29 protein-coding genes are annotated in these 25,588 nt (G+C 67.2%); 17 read left to right on the forward strand and 12 right to left on the reverse strand.

Translation table 11 applies throughout. The features are described 5' to 3' along the window. Window positions 1-83 precede the first annotated feature (83 nt). The gene (locus Hhyl6_RS03005) at window positions 84-560 is read left to right on the forward strand and encodes a DUF5797 family protein (RefSeq protein ID WP_483737740.1); all 477 of its coding nucleotides are present in this window, start codon (window positions 84-86) and stop codon (window positions 558-560) included. Here the strand turns inward: Hhyl6_RS03005 and Hhyl6_RS03010 are convergent, their stop codons facing one another. The 3 genes from Hhyl6_RS03010 to Hhyl6_RS03020 form a co-directional block, all read right to left on the reverse strand. Then, the gene (locus Hhyl6_RS03010; RefSeq protein WP_483737741.1) at window positions 561-1,598 is read right to left on the reverse strand and encodes a DUF5787 family protein; all 1,038 of its coding nucleotides are present in this window, start codon (window positions 1,596-1,598) and stop codon (window positions 561-563) included. A gap of 93 nt (window positions 1,599-1,691) precedes the next feature. After that, window positions 1,692-2,111 carry a hypothetical protein gene (locus tag Hhyl6_RS03015; RefSeq protein WP_483737742.1) on the reverse strand — a complete coding sequence of 140 codons (420 nt, stop codon included), beginning with the start codon at window positions 2,109-2,111 and terminating at the stop codon, window positions 1,692-1,694. A gap of 115 nt (window positions 2,112-2,226) precedes the next feature. Then, entirely contained in the window at window positions 2,227-2,667 is a 441-nt protein-coding gene (locus Hhyl6_RS03020; RefSeq protein ID WP_483737743.1) for a bis(5'-nucleosyl)-tetraphosphatase, read from the reverse strand. Between the two features lie 216 nt (window positions 2,668-2,883). On the opposite strand from Hhyl6_RS03020, the gene Hhyl6_RS03025 reads away from it, so the two are divergent. Continuing rightward, window positions 2,884-3,216: a 30S ribosomal protein S10 gene (locus Hhyl6_RS03025; RefSeq protein ID WP_483737744.1), complete on the forward strand. Its 333-nt coding sequence runs from the start codon at window positions 2,884-2,886 to the stop codon at window positions 3,214-3,216. Between the two features lie 24 nt (window positions 3,217-3,240). Next, on the forward strand, window positions 3,241-4,515 hold the full coding sequence (locus Hhyl6_RS03030) for an amidohydrolase (RefSeq protein ID WP_483737745.1): 1,275 nt from the start codon (window positions 3,241-3,243) through the stop codon (window positions 4,513-4,515). A gap of 21 nt (window positions 4,516-4,536) precedes the next feature. Here the strand turns inward: Hhyl6_RS03030 and Hhyl6_RS03035 are convergent, their stop codons facing one another. Then, the gene (locus Hhyl6_RS03035; protein ID WP_483737746.1) at window positions 4,537-5,910 is read right to left on the reverse strand and encodes a geranylgeranyl reductase family protein; all 1,374 of its coding nucleotides are present in this window, start codon (window positions 5,908-5,910) and stop codon (window positions 4,537-4,539) included. 92 nt (window positions 5,911-6,002) lie between these two features. On the opposite strand from Hhyl6_RS03035, the gene Hhyl6_RS03040 reads away from it, so the two are divergent. Then, a complete protein-coding gene (locus Hhyl6_RS03040) occupies window positions 6,003-6,332 on the forward strand; it encodes a 2Fe-2S iron-sulfur cluster-binding protein (RefSeq protein ID WP_483737747.1) in 330 nt (109 codons plus the stop codon). A 180-nt stretch (window positions 6,333-6,512) separates the two neighbouring features. Beyond that, the gene (locus tag Hhyl6_RS03045) at window positions 6,513-7,115 is read left to right on the forward strand and encodes a DUF7110 family protein (protein ID WP_483737748.1); all 603 of its coding nucleotides are present in this window, start codon (window positions 6,513-6,515) and stop codon (window positions 7,113-7,115) included. 17 nt (window positions 7,116-7,132) lie between these two features. On the opposite strand, the gene Hhyl6_RS03050 is transcribed toward Hhyl6_RS03045, so the two are convergent. Further along, entirely contained in the window at window positions 7,133-7,741 is a 609-nt protein-coding gene (locus tag Hhyl6_RS03050) for a stage II sporulation protein M (protein WP_483737749.1), read from the reverse strand. Window positions 7,742-7,872: 131 nt separating this feature from the next. Here Hhyl6_RS03050 and Hhyl6_RS03055 point away from each other — a divergent pair, with 131 nt between their 5' ends. The 3 genes from Hhyl6_RS03055 (at window position 7,873) to Hhyl6_RS03065 (ending at window position 10,585) form a co-directional block, all read left to right on the forward strand. After that, window positions 7,873-8,850: a phosphoadenosine phosphosulfate reductase family protein gene (locus tag Hhyl6_RS03055; protein WP_483737750.1), complete on the forward strand. Its 978-nt coding sequence runs from the start codon at window positions 7,873-7,875 to the stop codon at window positions 8,848-8,850. Window positions 8,851-9,431: 581 nt separating this feature from the next. Next, a complete protein-coding gene (locus Hhyl6_RS03060) occupies window positions 9,432-9,995 on the forward strand; it encodes a PH domain-containing protein (RefSeq protein ID WP_483737751.1) in 564 nt (187 codons plus the stop codon). Continuing rightward, on the forward strand, window positions 9,992-10,585 hold the full coding sequence (locus Hhyl6_RS03065) for a PH domain-containing protein (protein ID WP_483737752.1): 594 nt from the start codon (window positions 9,992-9,994) through the stop codon (window positions 10,583-10,585). Before Hhyl6_RS03060 ends, Hhyl6_RS03065 begins: the two co-directional genes overlap by 4 nt. A 1-nt stretch (window position 10,586) precedes the next feature. On the opposite strand, the gene Hhyl6_RS03070 is transcribed toward Hhyl6_RS03065, so the two are convergent. Next, window positions 10,587-10,793, reverse strand: coding sequence for a hypothetical protein (locus Hhyl6_RS03070; protein ID WP_483737753.1), 207 nt, complete (start codon window positions 10,791-10,793; stop codon window positions 10,587-10,589). A gap of 87 nt (window positions 10,794-10,880) precedes the next feature. Between Hhyl6_RS03070 and Hhyl6_RS03075 the strand changes: the two genes are divergently transcribed. From Hhyl6_RS03075 to Hhyl6_RS03085, 3 genes are read left to right on the forward strand one after another with little or no spacing between them, the layout of a single operon-like run. Next, complete coding sequence (locus Hhyl6_RS03075) at window positions 10,881-13,271, forward strand: penicillin acylase family protein (protein ID WP_483737754.1); 2,391 nt, start codon at window positions 10,881-10,883, stop codon at window positions 13,269-13,271. Continuing rightward, window positions 13,264-13,629 carry a hypothetical protein gene (locus Hhyl6_RS03080; protein WP_483737755.1) on the forward strand — a complete coding sequence of 122 codons (366 nt, stop codon included), beginning with the start codon at window positions 13,264-13,266 and terminating at the stop codon, window positions 13,627-13,629. The genes Hhyl6_RS03075 and Hhyl6_RS03080 overlap by 8 nt, the downstream gene beginning before the upstream one ends. Before the next feature lie 37 nt (window positions 13,630-13,666). Beyond that, a complete protein-coding gene (locus tag Hhyl6_RS03085) occupies window positions 13,667-14,857 on the forward strand; it encodes an MFS transporter (protein ID WP_483737756.1) in 1,191 nt (396 codons plus the stop codon). 6 nt (window positions 14,858-14,863) lie between these two features. On the opposite strand, the gene Hhyl6_RS03090 is transcribed toward Hhyl6_RS03085, so the two are convergent. After that, complete coding sequence (locus Hhyl6_RS03090) at window positions 14,864-16,897, reverse strand: AMP-binding protein (protein WP_483737757.1); 2,034 nt, start codon at window positions 16,895-16,897, stop codon at window positions 14,864-14,866. Window positions 16,898-17,036: 139 nt separating this feature from the next. Between Hhyl6_RS03090 and Hhyl6_RS03095 the strand changes: the two genes are divergently transcribed. Beyond that, window positions 17,037-17,624 carry a GNAT family N-acetyltransferase gene (locus Hhyl6_RS03095; protein WP_483737758.1) on the forward strand — a complete coding sequence of 196 codons (588 nt, stop codon included), beginning with the start codon at window positions 17,037-17,039 and terminating at the stop codon, window positions 17,622-17,624. Between the two features lies 1 nt (window position 17,625). Here Hhyl6_RS03095 and Hhyl6_RS03100 read toward each other — a convergent pair whose 3' ends face one another. Beyond that, on the reverse strand, window positions 17,626-18,099 hold the full coding sequence (locus Hhyl6_RS03100; RefSeq protein ID WP_483737759.1) for an FKBP-type peptidyl-prolyl cis-trans isomerase: 474 nt from the start codon (window positions 18,097-18,099) through the stop codon (window positions 17,626-17,628). A 110-nt stretch (window positions 18,100-18,209) separates the two neighbouring features. Between Hhyl6_RS03100 and Hhyl6_RS03105 the strand changes: the two genes are divergently transcribed. The 3 genes from Hhyl6_RS03105 to mce all read left to right on the forward strand — a co-directional run bounded on the left by Hhyl6_RS03105 (window position 18,210) and on the right by mce (window position 20,811). Further along, on the forward strand, window positions 18,210-19,892 hold the full coding sequence (locus tag Hhyl6_RS03105) for an acyl-CoA mutase large subunit family protein (RefSeq protein ID WP_483737760.1): 1,683 nt from the start codon (window positions 18,210-18,212) through the stop codon (window positions 19,890-19,892). Window positions 19,893-20,014: 122 nt separating this feature from the next. Further along, a complete protein-coding gene (locus Hhyl6_RS03110; RefSeq protein ID WP_483737761.1) occupies window positions 20,015-20,380 on the forward strand; it encodes an SHOCT domain-containing protein in 366 nt (121 codons plus the stop codon). Between the two features lie 41 nt (window positions 20,381-20,421). Next, window positions 20,422-20,811 carry a methylmalonyl-CoA epimerase gene (gene mce, locus Hhyl6_RS03115; protein ID WP_483737762.1) on the forward strand — a complete coding sequence of 130 codons (390 nt, stop codon included), beginning with the start codon at window positions 20,422-20,424 and terminating at the stop codon, window positions 20,809-20,811. A 15-nt stretch (window positions 20,812-20,826) separates the two neighbouring features. Here mce and Hhyl6_RS03120 read toward each other — a convergent pair whose 3' ends face one another. Beyond that, a complete protein-coding gene (locus Hhyl6_RS03120) occupies window positions 20,827-21,579 on the reverse strand; it encodes an NUDIX domain-containing protein (protein WP_483737763.1) in 753 nt (250 codons plus the stop codon). An 86-nt stretch (window positions 21,580-21,665) separates the two neighbouring features. Between Hhyl6_RS03120 and Hhyl6_RS03125 the strand changes: the two genes are divergently transcribed. Further along, the gene (locus tag Hhyl6_RS03125) at window positions 21,666-22,634 is read left to right on the forward strand and encodes a nucleotidyltransferase family protein (RefSeq protein WP_483737764.1); all 969 of its coding nucleotides are present in this window, start codon (window positions 21,666-21,668) and stop codon (window positions 22,632-22,634) included. Window positions 22,635-22,646: 12 nt separating this feature from the next. Here Hhyl6_RS03125 and merB read toward each other — a convergent pair whose 3' ends face one another. Continuing rightward, window positions 22,647-23,261: an organomercurial lyase gene (gene merB / locus Hhyl6_RS03130; RefSeq protein ID WP_483737765.1), complete on the reverse strand. Its 615-nt coding sequence runs from the start codon at window positions 23,259-23,261 to the stop codon at window positions 22,647-22,649. Window positions 23,262-23,338: 77 nt separating this feature from the next. Here merB and Hhyl6_RS03135 point away from each other — a divergent pair, with 77 nt between their 5' ends. Further along, window positions 23,339-23,689, forward strand: a complete 351-nt coding sequence (locus Hhyl6_RS03135) for a winged helix-turn-helix transcriptional regulator (protein WP_483737766.1) — start codon at window positions 23,339-23,341, stop codon at window positions 23,687-23,689. Here the strand turns inward: Hhyl6_RS03135 and Hhyl6_RS03140 are convergent. Together Hhyl6_RS03140 and Hhyl6_RS03145 are read right to left on the reverse strand one after the other, a co-directional pair. Beyond that, entirely contained in the window at window positions 23,686-24,408 is a 723-nt protein-coding gene (locus Hhyl6_RS03140; protein WP_483737767.1) for a diphthine--ammonia ligase, read from the reverse strand. The two genes, Hhyl6_RS03135 and Hhyl6_RS03140, sit on opposite strands and share 4 nt — an antisense overlap. 35 nt (window positions 24,409-24,443) lie before the next feature. Beyond that, the gene (locus Hhyl6_RS03145) at window positions 24,444-25,568 is read right to left on the reverse strand and encodes a DUF373 family protein (RefSeq protein WP_483737768.1); all 1,125 of its coding nucleotides are present in this window, start codon (window positions 25,566-25,568) and stop codon (window positions 24,444-24,446) included. Window positions 25,569-25,588: the final 20 nt, after the last annotated feature.

The following is a 25,588-nucleotide window of genomic DNA, read 5'->3' on the forward strand; positions in this document are numbered from 1 at the left end:
GGGGCCGAACACGCAAATACCTTCGCTGGCCCCGCCGGACGACTCCAGAACGCTTGTAACCTCTGTCCCGCTACACTCTCAGCATGACTCTCTCCGACGAGGCCCGGGAGCGACTCGCCGACATCGTCGCCCACCAACCGACGAAGAACGGTGAGTTACAGGACCTGTGGGGCATGGACAGCGGCAGCGAGGTCCACCAGTACCTCGAATCCGAACTCAAGGAGTACTACTACCGCAACGAGGACAGCCTCATCTGCGCGACGCCGGAGGCGACGGCGCTGATAGACGGCGAGGACTCTGACAGGGTGCAGACGATGACGGTCACCCCGCTTCAGCACGCCATCGTCGAGGTCATCGCCGGTCCGGACGAGGAGAGCGAGAGCGTCGTGTCGGTGCTGCACGCACTCCGTGCGGCGGGGGAGGACCCCGAGGTGGACGAGGTTCGCTCGGCACTGCGCAGTCTCGCGGATAAGGGCCTCGTCGAGACGGTCCAGAAGACGGTCCCCACGTTCCGACTCGCGGTCGCCCGTGACGACGTCGACGTCGAGGTTACCGAGTGACTACTTCTCGGAGCGCCCCGGTCGCACCCGCCGTCGCCGTCGGTCCAACAAGCGCTTGATACCTTTTCCCGGTCCGCCCTCGATAGGCCACCCCTTCGCACGCCACGCGGGCGGTTCCGGTTCGAACGAGGGGCAGGCACCTCGGCACTCGCTCTGTGTCGGGACGCGCCCCTTGGCCGCGCAGTACGGGACGACGCCGCTCTCGTCGGCCCGCAGTTCGAAGTGCCGACAGTCCGGTCGCATCGTCCTCGCGTAGGCCCGCCACCCCCGCTCGTAGGCCCGTTCGGCGATTGTCAGTCGCTTCTCGGCTTTCCACTCGGGGTCCGCGTACTCGAACCGGGCGGCGCACTGGTCGTCGTCCGGCCGGTCGAGGATTCGGGTCCCGGGGCCGTCGGTGTCGAGCGCTCGGGGTTCCCAGACCCGTTCGGCCGTCCCGTCCGTCGTGTCGACGGTCAACACGCCGGCAGACGACGGGAAGTCGGCGAGCAGTATCGGTTCGACGCGCTCGCCCGTGGCCGCCGTCGCCACCCACACCTCGTCTGCGAGGCCCAGCGCCACGTCGCGCTCTATCTGCCCGGCGAGGTCGCGGGCCGCGCTCGCCGTGAGGTCCGGTTTGTTCTCGACGGCGACGATTCGGCGCACCCAGTCCGGGTACTCCCGTCGGCGGCGAATCTCGATGCGGTTGCCCCGCTTGCGCGTCTCGATTGCGTCCCGGTCGGCGGCGGTGTGGATAGCCTCGCGGACGTAGCGCCACGGGTAGCCCGGGTCCGGCAGAGCGTCGCGGTAGAACGTCCACTCGTCGGGCGCGTGTTCGAGGACGTGCAGGAGGTCCGAATCGAACGCCTCCGCGCCGAACGCCGCACGCTGTTCGAGGGCGTCGGGGTCGCATTCGAGGACCAGCGTGTCCCAGCGGCGGTACTTCGTCCCGAGTTGGCGGGCGACGACGACGGCGGAGTCCGCACGCCGCGGCGGCCACTCGCGCTCGGCCCACTGACAGACGCGCAGTTCGAAGGCGAACTCAGAATCCGCGTCGGGCACACCACGACGTTGGACGCGGGGGTTTAAAAGTTACAGTCGGACGGGTGGCGACGAGACGGCGGGTACCACCTGCCCTGCGTTCCCGCTGGTCGGTTACTGGTTCAGGACGCCGCCGAGTGCACCACCGATAATGTAGCCGATGGGCGACATGAAGATGAGGCCGATGAGGTTCGCGATGGCTCCGAGGCCCGCGAGCATCGCCATCCCGCCGGCGGCGTCGCCGGTGCCGCTGGTGGCACCGAGGATGCCGCCGAGGACTATCGACCCCGGGATGTAGATGACGTTGAACGCGACGGCGGCGATCATGCCGGTCACGAGCGCGAACTTGACGGCCGATTTCGTGTCCTGTATGTTGGTGAACACCGCGACGACGGCCGCGCCGAGGATAATCTCCTTGAAGAAGGGGACGACGCGGACGAGGCCGATAATCGGGACGAACCCGACGACGAGCAGTACGACGAATATTGTCGCTGTCGATTTCTTGAATTCAGAGTCGTCGAAGCCAAATATCATGGTTCGTGCGACAATATTCAAACATGATATATAAAATTGCACCCCGGTACGAGGCCTAGCTGTCGCTACCCGACGGAACCGACGGTCGGAGTTAGTGCTCGACGGTGAAGCGTCGCTACTCCTCGGTGTCGTCGGCCTCGAACTTCTCGTCGAGGAACTCGTGTGCGTCTTCGAGTATCTCGCGGGGTCCGTCCTGCGTGACGGTGTTTATCGCCTGTTCGTAGTCGCGCCACTGCAGGTCGCGGTGTTCGGTCGATAGCTCTGCCGACGCCTCGAAGGACTTCGCGACGAACAGGTGGACCGTCTTGTGGATGGTGTTGCCGTTCGCCTCGAACACGTAGTCGTAGTCTTTGCGGAAACCGTCCAAGAGCCGGAAATCGCCGATTCCGGCCTCCTCTTTCACTTCGCGTATGGCGGTCTGCTGGAGTTCCTCGTCGCCCTCGACGCCGCCCTTGGGAAATTCCCAATCGCCGGGTCGGCTCTTGAGCAGGAGGTACTCCCGCCGGCCACGCGTATCGCGAAAGAGGATGGCTCCCGCGCTCGTGGCCTCTATCATTGCACGAATTTACTGCGTCAGTACTTAAGAGAATATCGGAGGCGGCCTCGCCTCCCGTTCCGAGGTCGGAACGGCAGTTTTCACCTCACAGCGCCGGGTACGAAACGTTTTCCGCACCCGGACGCCAATCGAGTCTCCGACGATTCAGCCGTAATCTGGAACGGAGCGGGAAAGCGGTGGGCCTTTTACACCTCGCCGGCGAGACACAGGGCAGAGATGCCGTTCGTCACGACCCTAACGCTCACGAGTGGGGACCGCCACCGCCTCGACGACGTCGTGGCGGACATCAAGGACCGCGCGGAACGGAAAGGTGTGGAACTGAAGGGACCCCACCCGAAGTCGCCCGAGCAACTTCGGGTCCCCCAGTCGAAGACGCTCGGCCCCGACGGCGGGCGCTTCGACTCGTGGGACTACACCGTCTACACCCGAACCATCGAAATCGTCGGGTACGAGACGTTCGCGCGGTCGGTGACCGAGGAGGCGTTCCCGCCGGGCGTCCACGTCGAGGCCGGCATCGAACAGCGAACGCAGGTCGGTAGCGGGTCATAAGTTCCCCCGGGGCGTGGTGCCACCATGGACGACGACCGATACGACCGTCTCGTGACGCTCCGCCGTGACCTCCACCGCCACCCCGAACCGGCGTGGCGCGAGTTCTACACGACCAGTCGCATCGTCGACGAACTGGAGCGAATCGGCGTCGACGACCTGCGCCTCGGCCCGGAGATACTCGACGGCGACGCTCGGATGGCCGTGCCGGACGACGCCGAACTCGCGGCGTGGCACGACCGGGCCCGGGAGGCGGGCGCACGCGAGGACGTCCTCGAACGGTGTGCCGGCGGATTCACGGGGGCCCTCGCCTCACTCGAACGCGGCAACGGTCCGACCGTCGCCCTCCGGGTCGACATCGACGCCCTGCCCATCACCGAGTCGGCGGAGACGACCCACGTGCCGGCGGACGGTGGCTTCCGGTCGGACAACGAGGGGTACATGCACGCCTGCGGGCACGACGCGCACGCCGCCTTCGGCGTCGGCGTCCTCGAAGCGGTCGCTGAGAGCGACTTCGAGGGGACGTTCCGCGTGCTGTTCCAACCGGCCGAGGAGGTCATCGGCGGCGGGAAGGCCGTCGCCGAGAGCGGCGTCTTGGACGACGTCGACCGCCTGCTGGCCGTCCACGTGGGCCTCGACCACCCGACGGGCGAAGTCGTCGCGGGCGTCGACGGGTTCCTCGCCGTCCGGCAGTTCGAGGTGACGTTCACGGGCGAGTCGGCCCACGCGGGCGCGAGTCCGGGGTCGGGCCGGGACGCGGTGCAGGCCCTCGCGACGGCGGTCCAGAACCTCCACGCCATCCGCCGACACGAGGACGGCGCGACGCGGGTCAACACCGGCGTCGTCGAGGGCGGCACCGCGACGAACATCGTCCCAGAGAGCGCCCGCATCGAGGGCGAGGTGCGCGGGGAGACGACCCACCTCAAGGAGTATATGAGCGACCGGGCCGACACCGTCGTCGAGAACGCCGCCGCCATGCACGAGTGCGACTCCAGCGTCCGGACGACGGCGGAGGCCCCGAGCGCCGTGAGCGACGACGAACTGGCCGACGTGGTGGCAGACGTCGCCGGCGGCGTCGAGGGGGTCGACTCGATTCTCCACAGCGACGACCTCGGCGGCAGCGAGGACGCCACGTACCTGATGGACCGCGTGCAGGACCGAGGCGGCCTCGCCTGTTACGTCGGCATCGGCACCGACCACCCCGGGGGCCACCACACGCCGACCTTCGACGTCGAGGAGCAGTCGCTCGCAATCGGCGTCGACGTGCTGGCTGGCGCCATCGACCGCTGTTGGGAGCGTTGAAGCCGAGAGAAGATATCGCGCTCAGTACTTCGGGTCGGCGCCGGTGACCTCGTAGATGTCGTCCATGATGGCGTCGCGTTCGGACTGCCACGCGGCGAACCCGCTGGGGTCGTCCGGATAGTCCTCGTAGTGTGCGAGGAGTCGGTCGGCGGCCTTCTTCGTCTGGTAGAGGTCCCGGATGGTCCCCCAGTGCCCGAAGCTCTTGACCGCCATCTTGAGTTTCAGGCCGAGACCGATGCTGGTGGACCCGCCGTACAGCGCCTCGGCGAGTTTCTCGCCGGGCAGGGCGGCCAGCAGGCCCATCAGGTCGTCCACGTCGTAGGCCGTCGTGAAGATGTTGTACACGTCGAGCGCCGCGTAGCGCGCTCCGAAGTGGTCCATCACGTTGACGTTGTACTCCCAGAGGGCCGACTCGTCGTCGGTGCGGCCGTCCTCGATGGCCTGAATGGCCTGTTCCGCGGCGTACTTGCCGGCGTAGGCCGCGCCCGCGATGCCGCCGCCGGTGGTCGGGTTGACGTGGCCCGCGGCGTCGCCGACGGCCATGTAGCCCGGTGCGACCGCCGAGTCGTAGGGGCGACGGGTCGGCAGGGCCGCGCCCAGTTTGTCCTGCACCTCAGCGCCCTCGAACTCCGGTCGGTCCCGCAGGTCGGCTTTCAGGTCCTCGACCAGTTCCATCGGTTCCTCGTTCATCTGGAAGCCGAGGCCGACGTTGATTTCGGTGTCCGTGCGCGGGAAGTACCAGAGGTAGCCCGCCGAGCGCTCCGTCGGTTTGAACACCAGTGCGTCGTCCCACTCGACGGGTTCGTCGACTTCGACTATCTCGCGGTAGGCCGAACAGAACTGCGAGTAGCGGACGTTCGTGTCGAAGGTGGCGTCCTCGAAGTCCGTCTTGTCCTGCAACAGCGAGAGCGCGCCGGCGGCGTCGACGACGATGTCCGCCTCGTAGGTGACCGGGTCGCCTTTCCGGACGGCTTCGAAGCCGGTGACCTCACCGGCGTCGTCCTGCAACACGTCCTGTACGACGGTGTCGTAGTGGAACTCCGCGCCCGACTCGTCGGCCCCCTCGATGAGACAGCGGCCGTACTCCCAGCGGTCGATGACGGCGAGTTCGCCGGGGACCGGAATCTCCAGCACCGTGTCCTCCTGCGGAATCTCGAACCGGCCGTGGTCGACGTCCGTGTTGGTGAACGCGGGTTCCAGTTGGGACTTCGGGATGGCCTCGGGGAAGTCGCTCGCCCCCTTCAGCGCGTCCCCACAGGCGATGTGCCCCGCTTCCTCTGCGTCCTTCCGTTCGACGACGACGACGTCGTACCCCGCGTCGGCGACCGTCGCGGCGGCGTAACAGCCCGACGTGCCCGCCCCGACGACGGCCACGTCGTACTGATGTGTGGTCATGCACCCTCGTCTACACCCCAGAGAGAAAATCGTTCCGACTGTCGCCGTGTCGGGGATAAAGAGTTTTGCCGGGGGGTGGCAAAGGCCGGAGTATGACCGAGTACACGGTGGAGTTCGTGGGGACGGGCGAGGAGATTGCCGTCTCCGACAAGGAGACGATTCTCTCTCGCTGTATCGAGGAGGGCATCGCGCAGGAGTACTCCTGCCGGGTCGGGATGTGTCTCGCGTGTTCGGCCGAAATCGTCGCTGGCGAGGTGACCCAACCGGCCGCCCGCGGCCTCACCGAACAGGAGCGAGAGAACTACGCGCTGACCTGCATGGCTCGGCCCGCCTCGGACCTCCGTCTGGACCGCGGGAAGTACCCGCCGAGCATCGAGGCCGACGCAGAGGCCACCGGCGACACCGCGGCCGCCGACGACTGAGCGCGGCCAGTTTTCGCGGCTGTCTCGAAGTGGTACCAATACCCACGTACGGCATTCTCACGCACACAAACGACTGCCACGGCCAGAATGAAGGGCAGGTCATATAAGCACGTGGGTCCTATGTAGGAGTGACACCAGCGTCAGCGGACGGCCGTCGACGATTGACACACGCTCCCAACCATGACCAGCCGCGTATACAGACTTCATTCGACGCTCGAACTGCCACTGGAAGATGCCTACGACTTCTTCGAAGACCCCGACCTTCCCCCCGAAATCGCTGACGTAGAGATAACACGTCGGAACAACACGCTCATCGTCAGCGCCGTGGCGAAAGACGACAGCATGAGTAAGTACACGCCGACGGCCCAACTCAAGGCCAGCGTCACCGAGAACCGGGTCTACGAGGAGGACCCGGACGAGATGGGACCGCCGGGTGCCGCCAGCACCGGGTCGACCGGCGGCGGGCCGCAGTGGGGCGCCCTCGAAGAGGAGGAAGAAGAGATAGAGTCGGAACTCGTCGAGTACGCCTGCTTCAAGGGCGACCGAGAGACGGTCCTCCAGAACACCGCGCTCCAGTACGCGATGTTCGAGGTGCTCTGTGAGGTGGCGAAGGTCGCCGAGAAGGGGACGCTGACGGCCATCGCCGCCGTCGACGAGGAACTCGAAGCCGTCCGCATCGTCGACGGCGAGGAGCACCCCGCCTCTATCAACGTCGTCGAGGACCCCACCGACGACGACGAGGCAGACGGCGTCAACTGGCGCGACAACGAGTTCATCAGCTGATTCTGCGGTCGCCGTTCTCAGACGCTCGCTAGTTCACGGCCAGCGACCTGCTCGGCGATTTCGAGCGTCACCGTCGCCTCTACGTAGGCCGCGACCAGAATCATCCCCGCCGCGACGGCGACCAGCCACCCGGCCTCGCGCAGGTCCCGTTCGGTCACCAGTTCGTCTTCGAGACCGCGCAGGTACCGCACGGTCAACCGAGCGAACCGCAGGCCGACGGCCGCGACGACGAGCAACGCGGGTATCTCGAGTATCCCGTGTGGGAGGATGAGCGCGAGGACGACTATCGGTTCGACCTGCTGGACGGCGATGCCCACCACGGCCCCGATGACGAGACCGTTCAGGACGAGTCCGAACAGGGTGACGATACCCAGCGACACCGCGCCCAAGAGCATCACGAACATCGCCACGAGATTGTTGACGGCGATGGTGTACGTCGTCAGTTCGTCGGGGAAGAAGGGGTTGGAGGCACCCTCGGGGGCGGTGGGGAGCGACTCGACGGGGACCGCGCTCCCCAGCAGGAAGCCGACGGCCGTGCTGAGGCCGAGTATCAGTGCGGCGACGGGGACGTACAGCGCCAACCAGCGCCGGCAGACGGTCAGCGCCGTCGAGCGACGGGACGGCATGTTCGTGCGTGTCCACGCGCGTCACCCCGAAAAGGGTGTCCGAATCGCGCTCCTCGCGCCCTGTATCGTGTGACCTACTCCCACACTCTTCCAAAAAGTACTTACAACGCCTAATTATATCTCATTACACGATGTCCGAGACAGCCGAGTTCCCCGAGTACCTCGACGTCGACTACTCCGACGGCGAGGGCGAGAGTCCCGAGGAGTACCCCACCATCAACCACAAGATAGAGAAGGCTATCGAGGTCACCAAGACCGGCCTCGAAGAGTACCGGAACCCCGTCGTCATGTGGACCGGCGGCAAGGACTCGACGCTCACGCTGTACTTCGTCAAGGAAGTCGCCGAGCGCTTCGACCTCGAAGTCCCGCCGGTCGTCTTTATCGACCACTACCAGCACTTCGACGAACTCATCGACTTCGTCGAGCACTGGGCCGACGAGTGGGACCTCGACGTCATCTGGGCCCGCAACGAGGACGTCGGCCAGTACGTCGACGAGAACGGCCTCGAACCGGGCGACGACATCCCCATCAGCGAACTCTCGGAACACAACCAGCACCACGTCCGGAACATCCTCGAGTACGAGGAGGACACGTTCCCGTTCCTGCTGGACACCTACGTCGGCAACCACCTGCTGAAGACGGTGGCGCTCAACGACGCCATCGAGGAGTACGACGTCGACGGCATCATCTCGGGTATCCGCTGGGACGAACAGGAGTCCCGCGCGGACGAGACGTTCTTCTCGCCGCGTCACGACCCCGACATCTACCCGCCCCACGACCGCATCCAGACCATCCTCCAGTTCGCCGAGGCCGACGTCTGGGAGGCCTTCTGGAACTTCGTCGTGCCGGACACGGTCGAGGGCTACCCCGAAGAGGGCTACGTCCCGCAGGGGCAGGACGACCTGCCCGAGGGCATCGAGAAAGAGGACGTGCCCGTCTCGCCGAAGTACTTCGCCGGGTTCCGCTCGCTCGGTAGCGAGGTCTCGACGGACAAGTCCGCCGAAGAGCCCGCGTGGCTGCAGGACATGGAGAACACGACCGAGCGCGCCGGCCGCGCCCAGGACAAGGAGGACCTGATGGAGCGCCTGCGCGACCTCGGCTACATGTAAGCCGGCCGCTCGACCGACCCTCGAACCGTCCGCATCCATCTTTTGTGCGCGCCCGACCGTTCGATAGCGACGGTGGCCGCGGCGTAGAACTGTTCGTCTCGGTCACAGTTCGACGACAGTCGATGTGAGTAACCGGCGCCGAGAGCGGCCGTCGACGGCCCACGTGACTCGTAGTGCGGGCTGACAGCCGAAGTGAGTCGGCCCGAAGACCGGCGACACTGTGACCCCCACGAGTCGGCCGTCGTGCCTGCAGGCACCAAATTTCACCGGAGCTGACACGATTCTGGTGTGCCATCTGAATACGACAAACGTCGTATAAACCTTTAGATAGCGTCGAACTGTACGGACTGGTGATGGCCGCAACTCAGTACAAGTGCCCCCAGTGCGGAGAGAAGATGAGCTACGTGACGACGAAACACACGGGCTGTGCCAACTGTGGGTTCGTCCCGCCGCACAGCGCCGAGTGAGGGCTCGACGAGCGAGAGACGAGCACACGAGAACCCGCAACAGACGAGCGTCGTCCCCTGCCGAGGTCGGGAGTATCGGATAGACTTTTCTTGCAGGTGTGCGGAGCCGAACGTATGAGTGCCGACTACGACTGGCTCACGCTGGACGACGACGAAGACGTCGTCTGGTCGGGCCAGCCCTCCAGCGAATCGCTCTACGGCGCGTACCTCGTCGGCGTCCCGATGATACTCCTGTTCGGGCTGGGACTGGTCGTCATCGCCTCGGCGTACCTGCGCCAGCAGAACACGGACTACGTCATCACCACCAAAGGCGTCTACAAGAAGACCGGCATTTTCAGCCGCGCAGTCACGGAGATAGAGTTCGAGAAGGTACAGAACACCTCCTTCTCCGTGGGCGCTGTCGGCCGCTACTTCGGCTACGGCGACGTCATGATTAGCACCGCCGGCGGGTCCGGCGTCGAGATGACGCTACAGGGCGTCGAGGACCCACAGGCGGTCCAGAAACAGCTCTCCCGCCGCGTCAAGCGGGCGCAAGGCGAGACGGCCGAGGCGGCCGACGGCGAGTCGAAGGCCGACGTACTCGACGAGATTCTCGTCGAATTGCGGGCGATTCGCCGGTCCCTCGACGCGGGTGCGACCCCCGGTGACGACGACGGGGCGGCGGAACGAGACCGATGAGTACCCCGGCGTGGCTCACGCTCGACGACGGCGAGTCGGTCGTCTGGCAGGGCCAGCCCCGACGACGCGTCGTTCTCCAAGGGGTCGCGGCGGGACTGGTCGCCGCGGCAGTCGTCGCCAGCGTCGTCTGGACTGCGCTCTCGGCCGCCGCCGTCTCGGCACTGCTCAGGGTCGCCGTGACGGCTCCGGTAGCGGCCGTCGCACTGGCCGTCCCGACGCTCGCCGTCTGGCTCTGGCGACGGACCACCCACTATCTCCTGACCGAGCGAGCGCTGTACCACCGGACCGGCGTCCTCTCGGTGACGGTGACCGAACTCTCGCTCCAGAAGGTCCAGAACACGGCCTACGAACAGGGCGTCCTCGGTACCGTCTTCGGCCACGGGACGATAACCGTCGACACGGCCGGGAGCGAGGGCGCCGAACTCACGCTTCGCGCGATGGACGACCCCGGGTCCGTCCAGCAACGCATCGCGGCGCGGGCCGCACGAGTTCGCGGCGACGACGCCGACGACGTGCCCGGGTCGGTCGAGCAGTGGCAAGCGGTGCGCTCAGAGGTGCGGGCGATTCGGGCGGCGCTCGGCGAGCGATAGCCTACGGGTCGCCCGTCGGTCGGTACCGGTCCCCGTCTCGTTCCAGTCGTCTCTCGGGGACCGCGCGTTTCAGCGCCCGCTCGACCTCCCGTTTGTCGACGGTGGTCGCGCCCATCAGCGAGTCGACCTGCGCGCGCGAGCACCAGCCGTCCGCACCGGTCACGTCCCGTATCGTCTCGACCACGCGCGTCGTGATGTCGGTCGGCATCGGTCGAGAGAGCGGGGCGGCCACACTTGAACCTCCCGTCGAGAGAACCGACCAAACGTTTACAGTTGCTCGGACCACCGGTGGGGTATGGAACGCAGTCGCAGGGCCGTTCTCGCGGCCGTCCTCTCGGGTGCCGTGGGTGCCGCGTTCGTCACACCCGCGAAGGGGTTCCTCGACCGATTCGCGCCGCTCTCCGGGAAGTACTGGGACCCCGCGACCGAGTCCGTTCCCTCGACGGTGACGAGTCCCCACGGGTCGGCGACGGTACGGTACGACGACGCTCACGTCCCGACCGTCGAGGGCGACTCGGAGGGAGCACTCGCCTACGCCGTCGGCTACGTCCACGCCACGGACCGCCGCTTCCAGATGGACCTGTTCGTCCGTCGGATGCGCGGGGAACTGGCCGCCGCCGTCGGCGAACAGGGCGTCGAGTCCGACCGGTTCCACCGGCAGATGGACTTCACGGCCGCCGCCGAATCGAACTGGACCGCCCTCGAAGGCACCGAGACGGGCGCGGCGCTGTCGGCGTTCGCCGACGGCGTCCGGGACGCCACCGCCGACGGGTCGCTGGCCGCGGAGTTCCAGTTGCTGGACTACGAACCCCGAGAGTGGTCGCCGGTCGACACCCTCCTGATTCAGAAACAGATAGGCTGGGGGTTGACGGGGAGTTTCCGAACCCTCAGGAAAGCGGCCGCGGCGGACGCCCTCGGGGCCGACGCCGCCGCGGCCCTCTACCCCGACAGACTCGACCACGACAGCCCGATTCTCCGGCCGTCGGCGAGTTTCGGCAGTCGCCCGGACGACCGGACGCCGACGCGGGAGTCGGCCGTCGACGCCGACTTCGTTCGGTGGGCCTCGACGTTCGAGTCCCCGGACGGCGTCGGGTCGAACTCGTGGGTCGTCTCGGGCGAGCACACTGCGAGCGGGAACCCGCTACTGGCGAACGACCCGCACCTCTCGCTGCTGGCGCCGCCGCTGTGGTACCGCCAGCACCTGCGAGCCCCGAATCTGCGAGTCGGCGGCGTCGCCTTTCCCGGGGTCCCGTTCGTCGTCATCGGGGAGAACGACGCCGGCGCGTGGGGCTTTACGAACGCCGGGGCGGACTCCATCGACTTCTACCGATACGACGCCGACGGCGAGACGTACCGCTACGGCGACGAGACACGCGAGTTCGACGTCGAGACCCAGACCATCGCGGTCAGTGGGAGTGAGGACCGGGAGGTGACGGTCCGCAAGTCCGTCCACGGCCCGGTCCTCGAACGGTTCGGCCAGCGAGTCGGCGTCGCGTGGGTCGGACTACAGGCCAACCGGACTGCCGCGGCCATCCGGACGTTGAACTACAGCGGCGGCCGCGAAGAGGCGATGGCCGCGCTCCGGTGGTTCGACCACCCGACGCAGAACGTCGTCTACGCCGACCGGGAGGGCGACACCCAGTACTACATGACAGGGCTAGTACCCCGACGGGTGACCGACGGCGAGGCGGTCCCCGGCGACCAGATTTTCGACGGGAGCGCGAAGGAAGGCGAGTGGCCCGGCTACGAACCGTACGGCGTCCCCGACAGGGGCGAGTTCGTCCCGAGCGGGGCGAAACCACAGTCGCGGGACCCCGAGTACGTCGCCACCGCGAACCAGCGAATCGTCGACGACGACGAACTCGACTACTACCTCGCCGAGGCCTACAGCGCGCCGTGGCGTGGCAAGCGCATCTACGACCTGCTGGACGAACGCGCGGCGAGCGACGACCCGATGGACTTCGAGTTCGTGCGCCGGGTCCAGCGTGACGTCTACGACGAGCGAGCGGCGCTGTTCGTCCCGAGCATCCTCGACGCCCGGACGGAGATGGCCGGTCGAGCACGCGAGGCGGCCGACGAACTGGCCGACTGGGACTACCGGACGACCCGGGACTCGCGGGCCGCGCTGGTGTTCGCGTTCTTCCTCGACGCCTACCGCTCGCAGGTGTTCGACGCCGCGTTCGAGGCGGTTGGGTTGGACGACCGCTTCTACCCCGACGACTGGGTTCTCCTCCACCTCCCGCCCGACAGCAGGTGGTTCAGGGACCCGCCGGGCGGCGACCCCCGCACGAGAGCGGAGACGATAGCCGCCGCGATGGCCGACGCAGTCGACGCCGTCGACGAGGCCGGCCACGAGGTGTACGGCGACTACAACCGGACCGACATCGACCACCCGTTCGACCAGTCGTTCCTCAACTACCCGCGGTACCCGACCGACGGGTCCCCGGCGACGGTCCGAAACGTCCGCAAGGAGTCGGCCGTCGGCAGTAGCTACCGACTCCTCGTCCGGTTCGACGGGGAGCCCTCGGAGTCGGTCGTCCCCGGCGGCAACGCGGGTAGTCCGTTCTCCGAGCACTACGACGACCAGCTGCGCGACTGGGCCGACGGCGAGTACCGGCCGCAGACGCCGACGACGGACGGTCCACCGGACGTCGAGTTCGTCCCAGAGGAGGGTGACGATGCGTAGTCCGCTCGACGCTCTGGCGGCGATTCAGCACACGCCCCGTCAGCGCTGGACGGCCACTGTCGGCGCCGTCCTCGTGGGTCTCGGTCTCGGGTCGGTCCATTGGCTCGGGTTCGTCGTCGGCGGGGCGCTGGTCGGCCTCTGCCGGCCGTCGCTTCGGTCGGCGCTGGCCGCGGGGGTCGGGTTCGGCGCCCTCGTCGTCGCCGTCTTCCTCGGCCGACTGGCGCTGTCCGGGACTCTGAGCGGCGCACTCGGGATGGGGCCGCTCGTCGGCATCGCCGTCGTGACGCCGCTGGTCGCTGGCCCGCTTGGCGCGGCGGTTCGGGGCTTGCTCCCGTCCCGCGACCGAAGGGGCGAGTGACGACACGTATTTTCGTCCGTCTGCCCTATCCGTCGGCGTGAGCGTACGCCGAGAACGGGCCGCCCTCGCCGGGGTAGTGTTCACCGTCCTGCTCGCGCAGGTGTTGCTCTATCCCGGCGTCGACACCCTCGTTCGGGCGTTGGGAGCCACGACGGACCTCGACGCCAGCATGTGGTTCTTGGCCGCAGAGTTCGCCGCCTTCGTCGCCTTCGCCGGCGTCTGGGGCGTGGTGAGCGACGCCACCGGGCGACGCGTGCCGTTCATCGTGGTCGGCGCGCTGGGCGGTGCGGTGTTCTACGTCGTACTCGCGTGGGCCTCCACACAGACGGCCATCTCCTTCGAGGGCGTCCTCGTGTTGCGGGCCCTACAGGGCGCGATGACCATCGCCGCGTTCTCGCTGGCGATGACGATGCTGATGGACCTCTCCGGCGGGCACGGGAAGAACATGGGTGCCGCAGGCATCGCCATCGGGGCCGGGACGGCCCTCGGTGCGCCGTTGGGCGGCCAACTGTACGGCATCGCACCGACGCTCCCGCTGTACGTCGCCGGCGGGTTGCTGTTGGCCGTCGCCGTCCTCGCCGCGTCGGTGACGGACCGCGCCCCCGCGGACGGCGAGGGCCGCCTCGCCGCGGCGACCGCCCGCCTCCGCGAGACGCCGGCGCTCGGCATCCCCTACGCGTTCGGCTTCATCGACCGCCTGACGGCCGGGTTCTTCGCGCTCGTCGGGACGCTGTACTTCCGACAGACCTTCGAGTTGACGCCCGGAGAGACGGGGCTGATGCTCGCGCTGTTCTTCGCGCCGTTCGCCCTCCTCCAGTACCCCTTCGGCGTCCTCTCGGACAGCGTCGGGCGGACCGTCCCCATCGTCGCCGGGTCGTCGCTGTACGGCCTCGCCGTCGTCGGCGTCGGCCTCGCACCCACGGTTCTGCTGGCCGGCGTCGGCATGGTCGTCGTCGGCGTCATCGGGGCGCTGATGGCGCCAGCGACGATGGCGCTCGTGACCGACCTCGCCGGCGAGAGCGGGCGCGGGACGGCGATGGCCGGGTTCAACGCCTTCGGGAGCGTCGGCTTCCTCGCCGGCATCCTCGTCGGCGGGTTCGTCGCCGGAGAGTTCGGCTACCTCGCCGCCTTCCTCGTCGCCGGCGGCGCGGAACTGGCGCTGGCGATGGTCTCGCTGCCGCGACTGCTCGCGCTCGACCTGCCGAGGGCGGACCGGTCGGCCGATTGACGCGTCTCAGCGGGCGTCGGCCACCGCGTCCAGCGCCTCCGGGTTCTCGATGCTGGACATGTCGCCCAACTCCTCGTCCCGATAGACGGCGCCGATGGCCCGGCGGAGAATCTTCCCGCTCTGGGTCTTCGGGAACGCGTCGACGAACAGCACCTCTCGTGGACGGAACGGCTTGCCGAGTTCGTCGCCGACGGTAGACGAGATGGCGTCGCGGAGCGAGTCGGTGGGGTCGTGACCGGGTTCGAGGACGACGTAGAGGACGACGGCCGTCCCGGTAGTGTCGTCGGGCGCGCCGACCGCCGCGGCCTGATTCACTGCCGGGTGCTCCATCGCCGCCCCTTCGACTTCGGCGGGGCCGACCTTCCGGCCGGCGACGTTCAGCGCGTCGTCGGCCCGGCCGTGGAGGAACCAGAGGCCGTCCGCGTCCTTCTGGGCCCAGTCACCGTGGTCCCAGAGGTCCGGCCACGCCGACCAGTACTCTTCGAGGTAGCGCTCGTCGCCGCTCCAGAGGGACTTCGTCATACTCGGACAGGAGTCCCGAGCGACGAGGAACCCGCGTTCGTGAGTGTCGGCGATAGACTCGCCCGACTCGTCCACGATGTCGACGTCCATCCCCAGTCCGGGTCCGCCGAGCGTACAGGGTTTCAGCGACTGGATTGGCATCGGCATCAGGAAACAGCCCATTATCTCTGTACCGCCCGAGATGTTGATGATGGGGCACTCGCCGCCGCCCACCTCGTCGTAGAACCACTGCCAACTCTCCGGGTCCCACGGTTCGCCCGTCGACCCCAGCAGGCGGAGCGAGGAGAGGTCGTGGCCCTCCAGCCACTCGTCACCTTTCTTGCGCAGGGCCCGAATCGCCGTCGGCGAGACGCCGAAGACGGTCAGGTCGTGGCGGTCTATCATCGCCCAGAACCGGTCGGGGTCGGGGTGGTCCGGCGCTCCCTCGTACATGAACACGGTGCCCCCCAGCGCGTGGTTGCCCAAGAGCGTCCACGGCCCCATCATCCACCCGATGTCGCTCACCCAGAAGAAGCGGTCCCCGGGCTTGTGGTCGAAGCCGAAGTAAATCTCCTTGGCCGCCTGGAGGAGCGCCCCCGCGTGCGTGTGGACGATGCCTTTCGGTTCGCCGGTCGTCCCGGAGGAGTACAGGAGCATCGACTCGGCGTCGCTCGGGAGCGACTTGGTCTCGTAGCCGTCGGACCGCGTCTCGATGGCCTCGTCCCACCACTCGTCGCGGCGCGTCCACGTCATGCGGTCGACCGGGTCCTCGGCGGTGCCGATGCGGTCGTAGACGACGACGTGTTCGACGGGCGTGTCGCCGCTCTCGGTCAGGTCCGCCGCCTCCCGAATGGCCTCGTCGGCGGTGTCTTTCAGGTGTACTTTCGACCCGCGGCGGTAGAAGCCGTCCCCGGTGAATAGCACCGAACACTCGGCGTCGGCGATGCGCGTCGCCGTGGCGTCGACGCCGAACCCGGAGAAGATGGGCACCGCGATGGCACCCACTTTGAGACACCCGTACAGGATGCTCGCCACCTCGGGCACCATCGGCATGTAGAGGCCGACGGTGTCGCCCGTCTCGACGCCCACCGATTCGAGGTAGTTCGCCACGCGGTTGCTCTGCTGGTGGAGGTCGTGATACGTCACCTGCCGCACGTCGCCGGGTTCCCCCTCCCAGATGAGCGCCACGTGGTTCCGGGCACCGTTGTCCCGGGCGGCGAAGCGGTCGACGACGTTGTGGGCCGCGTTCAGTTCGCCACCGGGGTACCAGTCGGTGAACTGCGGGCCGTCCGTGTCGTCCCGAACGGCGTCGTAGTCCTCGAAGAACTCGATGCCCAGATAGTCGACCAGTTCGTCCCAGAACCACTCGACGCCGCTCTCCTCGACCCCCTCGATTTCGGTGGTCGTCCGCTCGACGAGGGCGTCGTAGTCCTCGACGTCGTACGTCTCCATGAACTGCCAGACGTTGGTCGATTCGACGAACTCCTCTGACGGCTCGTGGACGACGCGGTCCAGGTCTTCGAGTGACTCCGGGGCCATACTGTGTGGTTCGCTGACAACCCACTAAGTAGTTGCGCGGCGTCGTCTCGCGCCAGCGGGGTCGTCGGCAGTCGAGCGGCGAACACAGGTGACGCGAGCCCTGCAAACCCTTTTTACCGGGGCCGGCGAACCTCTACCCATGTACGTCCGGGACGCGAAAAACCGCGAAGAGGTCTGGTTGCTGGACCGCATCGAAGAGATGGGGCTGGACGACACAGCCTTCCGCTCCCGCGACTACGTGGTCGCCATCGACGAACACGACCACCAGAAGGCCGGGTTCGGCCGCATCCGCATCCACAAGCCCGAGGACGCAGACCCGATATGCGAGTTGACCAGCATCGGCGTCCTGCCGGAGTGGCGCAACCAGGGCGTGGGGGCCCACATCATCGAGCGACTGGTCGAGTACGCCAGCGACGAGGGGTTCGACGTGGTGTACTCGCTGACGAGCGCCGACAGTTACCTCGCGCAGTTCGGCTTCGAGCGCATCGAAGTCGAGCAGTTGCCCGAGCGGTTGCGGGAGCGACTGGAGACGAAACAGGAGAACATCCAGCCAGAGGCCGTGCCGCTCCGCCTCCAGATAGACCGCTTCCGGATGCCCGAGCGGTTGCGTGAGCAGTTCAAGAACGCCTCGGCCCACGAACCGGTCGAGTCCGAACCTGAGGACACCGCCGAGGACTTCGGCATCGACCCCGACGAGGCGACCTACAAGTACGACACAGGGAGGTGAGCTACCTGACGTCGACGACTTCGACGTCGAAGACCAGCGTCTTGCCGGCGAGTTCGTGGTTGAAGTCCACCGCGACGGCGTCCTCTCGCACTGCCGTTACGTCGCCGTGGAGTCCGTTCTCGGCCTCGACGTGGAGGCCCACCTCCGCCGGCTTGCCGACCATCGCCTCGAACGTCTCCGGGTCGTACTCCCGGACTCGCTCGTCGTCGGCCTCGCCGTAGGCCTTCTCCGGCGGGACCGAGATGGTCGCCTCTTCCCCGGCCTCCATCCCGACGAGGGCCTCGTCTAGCCCCTCGATGATGTCGCCGGCACCGACGGTGAACGCGAGCGGTGCGTAATCCTCGGGAGCGGCGTCCTGTGCGTCGAGCAGACCCTCCTCGCGGGCGACGTCGAGTCGGGAGGTGTCGAAGACGCTCCCGTCCTCGAAGCGACCGACGTACTCGATGGAGACTCCGTCTCCGGGTTCGATTGCCATGCGTTCGAGTGGGGGAAGCAAGGAGATAAATCCCGGGACCCACCCGCGGTGCGTGAACAATCGGGAAAGATTCGCGAACGCTTAAGCCGAACCCCGTCCACGTCTCGGCCATGTTCGACCCCGACGAGCTGGACGAAATCCGCGAGGCGAAAGCCGAGTGGGAGCAGGAGGACGTCCAGCCCACCGTCGACCGGTTCGGCGAGCGCAAGGAGACGTTCACGACGGACACCGAGGGGCACGAGGTAGACCGCCTGTACACGCCGGCCGACGTCGCCGACCTCGACTACGAGGAGGATTTGGGCTTCCCGGGCCGTGAGCCGTACACGCGCGGCGTCTACTCGACCGGCTACCGCGGCCGCCTCTGGACGATGCGCCAGTACGCCGGGATGGGCACCGCCGAGGAGACCAACGAGCGGTTCCACTACCTGCTGGACGAGGGCCAGACCGGCCTCTCGATGGCGTTCGACCTGCCGACCCAGATGGGGTACGACTCCGACGCCGCGATGGCGGCCGGCGAGGTGGGCAAGACCGGCGTCGCCATCGACTCGCTGGACGACATGGAGACGGTGTTCGATGGCATCCCGCTGGACGAGGTGTCGACGTCGATGACCATCAACGCGCCCGCCGCGGTGTTGCTGGCGATGTACATCGCCGTCGGCGACAAGCAGGGCGTCGACCGCGAGGAGTTGCGGGGGACCATCCAGAACGACGTCCTCAAGGAGTACATCGCCCGGAACACGTTTATCTACCCGCCGGAACCGTCGATGCGACTCATCACCGACATCTTCGAGTTCTGTGCGGCGGAGGTGCCCAACTTCAACACCATCTCCATCTCGGGCTACCACATCCGCGAGGCCGGGTCGACCGCCGCCCAAGAGATAGCGTTCACGCTGGGCGACGGCATCGAGTACGTCGAGGCCGCCGTCGACGCCGGACTGGACGTCGACGACTTCGCCCCGCAACTGTCCTTCTTCTTCGCCTCCTACAACAACATCTTGGAGGAGGTGGCGAAGTTCCGCGCCGCCCGTCGCCTCTGGGCGAAGATTATGGACGAACGGTTCGACGCCGAGAACCCCAAGTCCAAGCAGTTGAAGTTCCACACCCAGACCGCCGGGTCGACGCTGACCGCCCAGCAGATAGAGAACAACGTCGTCCGAGTGGCCTATCAGGCGCTCGCGGCCGTGTTGGGCGGGACACAGAGCCTCCACACCAACGGGAAGGACGAGGCCATCGGCCTGCCGACCGAGGAGTCGGTCCGGACAGCCCTGCGCACCCAGCAGATTCTCGCCCACGAGTCCGGCGCGGCCGACACCATCGACCCGCTGGCCGGGAGCTACTACGTCGAGTCGCTGACCGATGAACTCGAGGCCGACGCCCGCGAACTCATCGAGGAGGTCGACGAGCGCGGCGGGATGCGCCGGGCCATCGAGGACCAGTGGGTCCAGCGCCAGATTCAGGACGTGGCCTTCGAGCGCCAGCGCGAACAGGAGGCCGGCGAGCGCATCATCGTCGGCGTCAACGAGTACGAGGTCGAGGAGGAGGGCGAACAGGACATCGAGGAGGTCGACGAGGCCGTCGAGGCCGCCCAACAGGAGAACGTCGCCGCCGTCCGCGAGGAGCGAGACGACGCGGCCGTCGAGGCGGCGCTGAACGACCTCGCCGACGCCGCGGCGGGCGACGAGAACCTCATGCCATACATCGTCGACGCGGTGAAGGTCTACGCCACGACCGGGGAAATCTGTGACGTGCTCCGGGACGTGTTCGGCGAGTACCAGCCCGGCTCTTCGCTGTAACTTCCTTTCGAATCGAAGGTTTTCGCAGCCACTCGGTTCAGTATCGTAACAGGAACCGCATTGAACCGGGGCCGCGTACCTCTAGTTATGCATCTGACTCGACAGGCCGGAGGTGTGGCGCCGTGACCGCGACCGAACGGGACAGCAATCTCGTGGTACTGGTCCTCCTCGCCCTCGGTGCGTTGCTCGTCCTCCCCGCTCTCGCCATGGGGTTCGGCATGATGGGGTTCGGTATGATGGGCGGCGGCATGTGGGGCGGTGGCGGGATGTGGGGCGGGACCGGAACGGGGTGGATGTGGCTCGTCGGTCTGCTGTTCCAGTTGCTCTTCCTCGCGGCCCTCGTCGGCCTCGGCTATCTCGTCTACCGGGCGGTCACCGGCGGCGACGGCCGGGACGCCGCCCTCGAAGAACTCAGATCGGCGTACGCCCGCGGGGACCTGAGCGACGAGGAGTACGAGCGTCGCCGGGAGCGGTTGCGCGAGGAGTGACGCGGGAGGGACTTATACGTCGGCCGGACGAGAAGCCACACATGCAGTTCGACCACGCCGGCGTCGCCACCGACGACACCGACACGCTCGCGGCGCTGTACGAGACCGTCTTCGACGCTCCGGTCGCCCACGAAGAGGAGTTCGACGGGCTACGGGTGACGTTTCTGGACCTCGGGAACGGGTACTTCGAACTGCTGGAACCGCTCCCCGACGCGGAGGGGGCGATTCCGCGCTACCTCGACCGCAACGGCCCCGGCCTCCACCACGTCGCCCTCGCCACGGACGACATCACGGCCGCGTTAGAGACGGCCCGCGGAGCAGACGTCGACCTCATCGACGAGACGCCCCGAGAGGGCGCGTGGGGCCACGACGTGGCGTTCTGCCACCCGAAGTCGACCGGCGGTGTCCTCGTGGAGTTCGTCGAACACTGACGGGTCGCCGGACGATTACTCGCCCGCCCCGGTATCGAGTTCGTCGCCCCTGTCGCGCGCGTCGAGGAACCGCTCCCAGAGGCGTTCGGCACCCTCCGTCATCCGTTCGGGTGGCTCGGCGAACCACGCGGCACCGACGAGTTCGGACTCGTCGACGTCGATGGACCCGTTGGCGTACTCGGCGCGGAAGTAGACGTCCAGCGTGTGGACCGACCCCTCGGCGTCGGTGTCCGGGTAGTACTTGCGATGGAACACCTCCTCGACGCCGTCGATGGTCGCTCGGACGCCGGTCTGTTCGTTCATCCGGCGGAGCGTGGTCCCCTGCATCGACTCGTACTCCTGTTTCTCGCCGCCGCCCGGGAGCGCCCACACGTCTGCCCCACGGCCAAGGACCATCAGCACGCGGTCCCGGGTATCCCCGCCCGCCTGTTCTGGGAGATTGCCGCTCAGGTCCGGGAACGTCTCCCCGTCACGGGTGACGAAGGCGACGCTGTTGCCGTCGTAGCCGGTGCTGTTCGTCGCGGTGAACACCTCCGCGTAGTCGGCGGCCGACAGTTCGAACGTCTCCTCGGTCACCGGGACGTCGTCGTACATCGCCCGGAGGTCGTCCAGTTTCTGGCCGACGTTGATGTGGTTTATCTCGTCGATGACGTTCTCTCCCTCCCCGTCGAGGGCCGTCTCGGCCAGTTCCGCCGGCGTCTCCCCCGTCGCGTCGCCGTCTGCCGGTTCCTCGCCACCCGCCGCCTGCGCGTCGTCGTCCCCAGTCATGTCTGGGACGTTCCCGCCGACGCCGATAAATGGACCGGTGCCGTCAGATGAAAAGGAACTTGTCCGTCGGTGGTGTCGCGTCCTGTATGAAAGCGATAGTCCTCGCCGGCGGGTACGCCACGCGATTGTGGCCGGTCACGAAACACCGGCCCAAGATGCTCCTCCCGGTCGGCGACTCCACCGTCATCGACCGTATCCTCGACGAGTTGGAGTCGGACGAGCGCATCTCTGACATCTTCGTGAGTACGAACGAGCGCTTCGCCGAGGATTTTCAAAAGCACATCGCGAAGAGCAGTTACGAGAACGTCTCCCTGACCGTCGAGGAGACCAACGAGGAAGACGAGAAGTTCGGCGTCGTCGGCGCGTTGGCCCAACTCGTCGACAGAGAGGCGCTCGGTGACGAGGACCTCCTCGTCGTCGCCGGCGACAACCTCATCAGCTTCGACATCTCGGAGTTCGTCGACCACTTCGAGCAGTACGACGACCCGACGCTGGCGGCCTACGACGTCGGGTCGCTGGAGAAGGCCAAGTCCTACGGCCTCATCGAGACCGAGGGCGACGAAGTCGTCGACTTCCAAGAGAAGCCCGCGAACCCCAAGAGCACGCTCGTCTCCATCGCCTGTTACGCCTTCCCCGCGGACGCCATCCGCTTCGACGAGTACCTCTCGGAGGGGAACAACCCGGACGAACCCGGCTGGTTCATCCAGTGGCTGGTGAAGAACGGGACCGTCCGCTCGTTCACCTTCGACGGCGCGTGGTACGACATCGGCACCCCCGAGAGCTACCTCGAAGCCGTCGGCTGGGAACTGGAGGGGGAGAACGTCGTCGCCGAGGACGCCACGATAGAGAACACGACGCTCGGCGACAACGTCCACGTCCTCTCCGGTGCGGAAGTCGTCAACTCGAGTCTCGACAACACGGTGGTCTTCCCGAACGCGACCATCGTCGACGCCGACATCCGCAACTCCATCATCGACAAGGACACCCACATCGAGAGCCTCGACCTTGCGGGTGCCCTCATCGGTGCCCACACCCAACTGACCAACGGCGGGTAACGCCGTCCGCCCTCACGTCGCCGGTTCGAACAGCGAACCGGCCAGTTCTCTCGCGACGGCGACGCCGGTTGCTACCGGAACGCTCGTCGTCGCCGCCTCGACGTCTGCCGCCCACGTCTCGTACTCGCTCTCGTCTGCGAAGACGTGGACGTAGCCACAGACCTGTCGGTAGATACGCTCCAGCGTCGGGTCCGCGTCGGGGTCGACGTGGTCGGAGACGCCAATCGAGACGACGGCCGCTTCGTGTGACAGGGCGATACCGTTCGTAGCGACGCCGATTTCGACCGTCTCGCCGCGTTCCGCCGTCGTCGACCGAACAGTTCCCGGTTCGTCGCGCAGGAACGGCACGACGAGCGGGTCGAGTACGCAGACGTACTCCTGCCGGCGGTTGCGCCCGACGAACGCGTGCAGTCCGTCGTCGGTCGTACACAGGTCGTCGGCGGTCGGATTTCGGCCGTCCATCGCTCGTTTGGCGGCCCGCATCTCGGCGACCCACTCCGCACCCGTCTCGGGCGGGGCCGACCCGAACAGCGTCCCCAGATTCGCCGCCACGTCCGGCGGCAACGCGAGGTCGTCGAGGTCCAGTTCCGGTCCGAGCGCGTCGGTATCGATGATGTCGTCTGCCATTGCACTCTAGCTTTGCAATGCGAAGTTATTAAGCTGTGAAGTCCAAAGTAATAGAGCAAGTCCACGGAGACGAAGCTATGGGAGGATTCGACTGTGCCGCCGACGACCCGCGGTGTTACTGCCTGCTCTCGGACGTACTGGACCTGCTGGGTCGGAAGTACGTGATGGACGTGGTCTGCGTCGTCGCCGTCCACGGAACGGTCCGGTTCGGGACGCTTGAGGACCACATCCCGGGCGCGAGTACGTCGACGCTATCGGCGCGACTCGACTCGCTGGAAGACGCCGGGCTGCTCACCCGAGAGCAGTACGACGAGATTCCGCCCCGCGTCGAGTACGAACTGACCGACGACGGCGCAGAACTGGCCGAACGGCTCCAGCCGGTACTGGAGTGGGCGCAGGAGCGAGGCGGGAGAGAGGTAACCGATTAATCGGACAGCCACGCGTCCGTGACCTTCAGCGTCCCCCGCGTCCCGTCCCACTCCGTCTCGTACTCTAACTCGATGCGGTGGTCCATGTGTGGGCCGTCGGTCACCAGCGTCTCGAACTCACCGCCCTCGCCGAGGACGTGGACGCCGTACTCGTCGTTGAGCGCCTCGAGTTCGTCCAGCGCGTCGGCGTCGAGGCGGCGGCCGAGCCACGACTCGTCCAGACCGTAGGCGGCGACGCGGATGATGCGAATCTCGAACCCGGCGTCGAGCATCGCGTCGGCAAGAGCGCGGGGGTCCTCCTGCCAGAGGGGGGCGAAGACGTTCGCTTCGAGGCGCTCGGCCATCGCCTCGATGCGGGTCGTCTGGTACTCGCTCTCGACGGCCCCGGCAGTGAGACCTCCGATGCCGTCCGGCAGGTCGGCGTCGAGTTCGTGCAGGGCGGCCTCCAGCGGTTCGAGTTCCTCGTCTCCCTGCCGACCGGAGTCCTCGACGGCCTCGGCCTCGAAGTCGTCGGGTTCGACCTCCAGTAGCGGGATGCCGATGCTCTCGGCGGCCAGCGAGGCCAGACGCGTCGCCGGGACGTGGTACATGTAGGAGTCGCCCTCGGGGTGGACCGTCACGAGTCGCTCGACGGGGTAGCCCCGTTCCAAGGCCCGGTACAGCGCCCACGAGGAGTCTTTACCCCCGGAGAAGAGCGAGACCCACGCGCCGTCTGTCATGGCGGTCCGTAGCCCGTGCCGGCCTAAATCGCTGTCTATTCGGCCAGTTCCTGCTCGATGTCGGACTGGCTGACGTAGGCGGCGACGCGGACGCCGACGAGGCTGATGAGGATACCGGCGAGGATGAAGACGGCGAGGCGGGTGCCGGCCTCCATCGGGAACCCGTTTATCTCGACGATGCCGAAGTCCATCGACGGGACGCGGAACGGGTCGAACACCTCGGCCCGTTCGAGGAAGTACGCCGAGAACCCGCGGACGACGAGGCCCACGGCGACGGCCCCGAAGGGGAGGTTCACGTACGCGCTTCTGACCCCCTCCTTCTGGAGGAGTTCGTCCAGCAGGCGGCCCAGCGAGGCCGCGAGCGCCGCCGCGGTCAGCCACGGGACGCCCTCGAAGAGGAACCGGTTGGCGAGGATGAAGGGGCTGGTCGACCCCACCGGCGAAATCTCCAGCGCGCCGGCGAACACCCCGACGACGGAGAGGCCCGCGGCGACGACGTAGGTCACCAGCGACACTTGCCCGGAGTACAACGCCTCGCGAATCTGGCCGGGCAGGCGCGAGAGGTAGGTATCGATGCCGAGGCCCTTGTAGATGAGGAACGCGCCGAAGGCGGCGGCGATGGCCCCGACGGCGATGGTGGTGCTGTCGGCGACGATGAGCAAGACCGGAAAGGCGAGCATGGCGAGGCCGAGGGGCACCAGTACCGTCTTCCGGAGTTCCTCGTCGGCGAGGAACTGCTTCAGCAGGTAGTAGGTGGACTCGATGTCGCGGGCCTGCCGGACGACGACGCGGTCCACGGCGTCGACGCGGACTCGGCTCTCGACGATGGGGACGAGTCGCTCGTCGTCGGCGCTGTCGACGACGACCACCGCGGAGTCCGGGGCGTACTCGGCGACGAGGTCGTCGGTCTGCTCGGCGATTTGGCGGTCGGTCCCGACCGAGTCCCCGCCGCCGCCGACCACCGCGACGACGGTGTCGTCGCCCTCGGCTTCGAGGTCGGCGGCCACCCGAAGCCCCTCCAGCAGACAGTTGATGCGGCTGTCTTCGGGGTCGACGATGCCGGTCTCGGTAATCATCGACTCGACGGCGTCGCTCCCCACCACCGGGCACTCGTCCGCTACCGGGCTGTCCCGGTCGATACACACCACCAACGTGGTCACAGTTGCCGAGAGTGGGTCGG

The sequence above is a fragment of the Haloarcula sp. H-hyl6 genome (assembly GCF_056934455.1).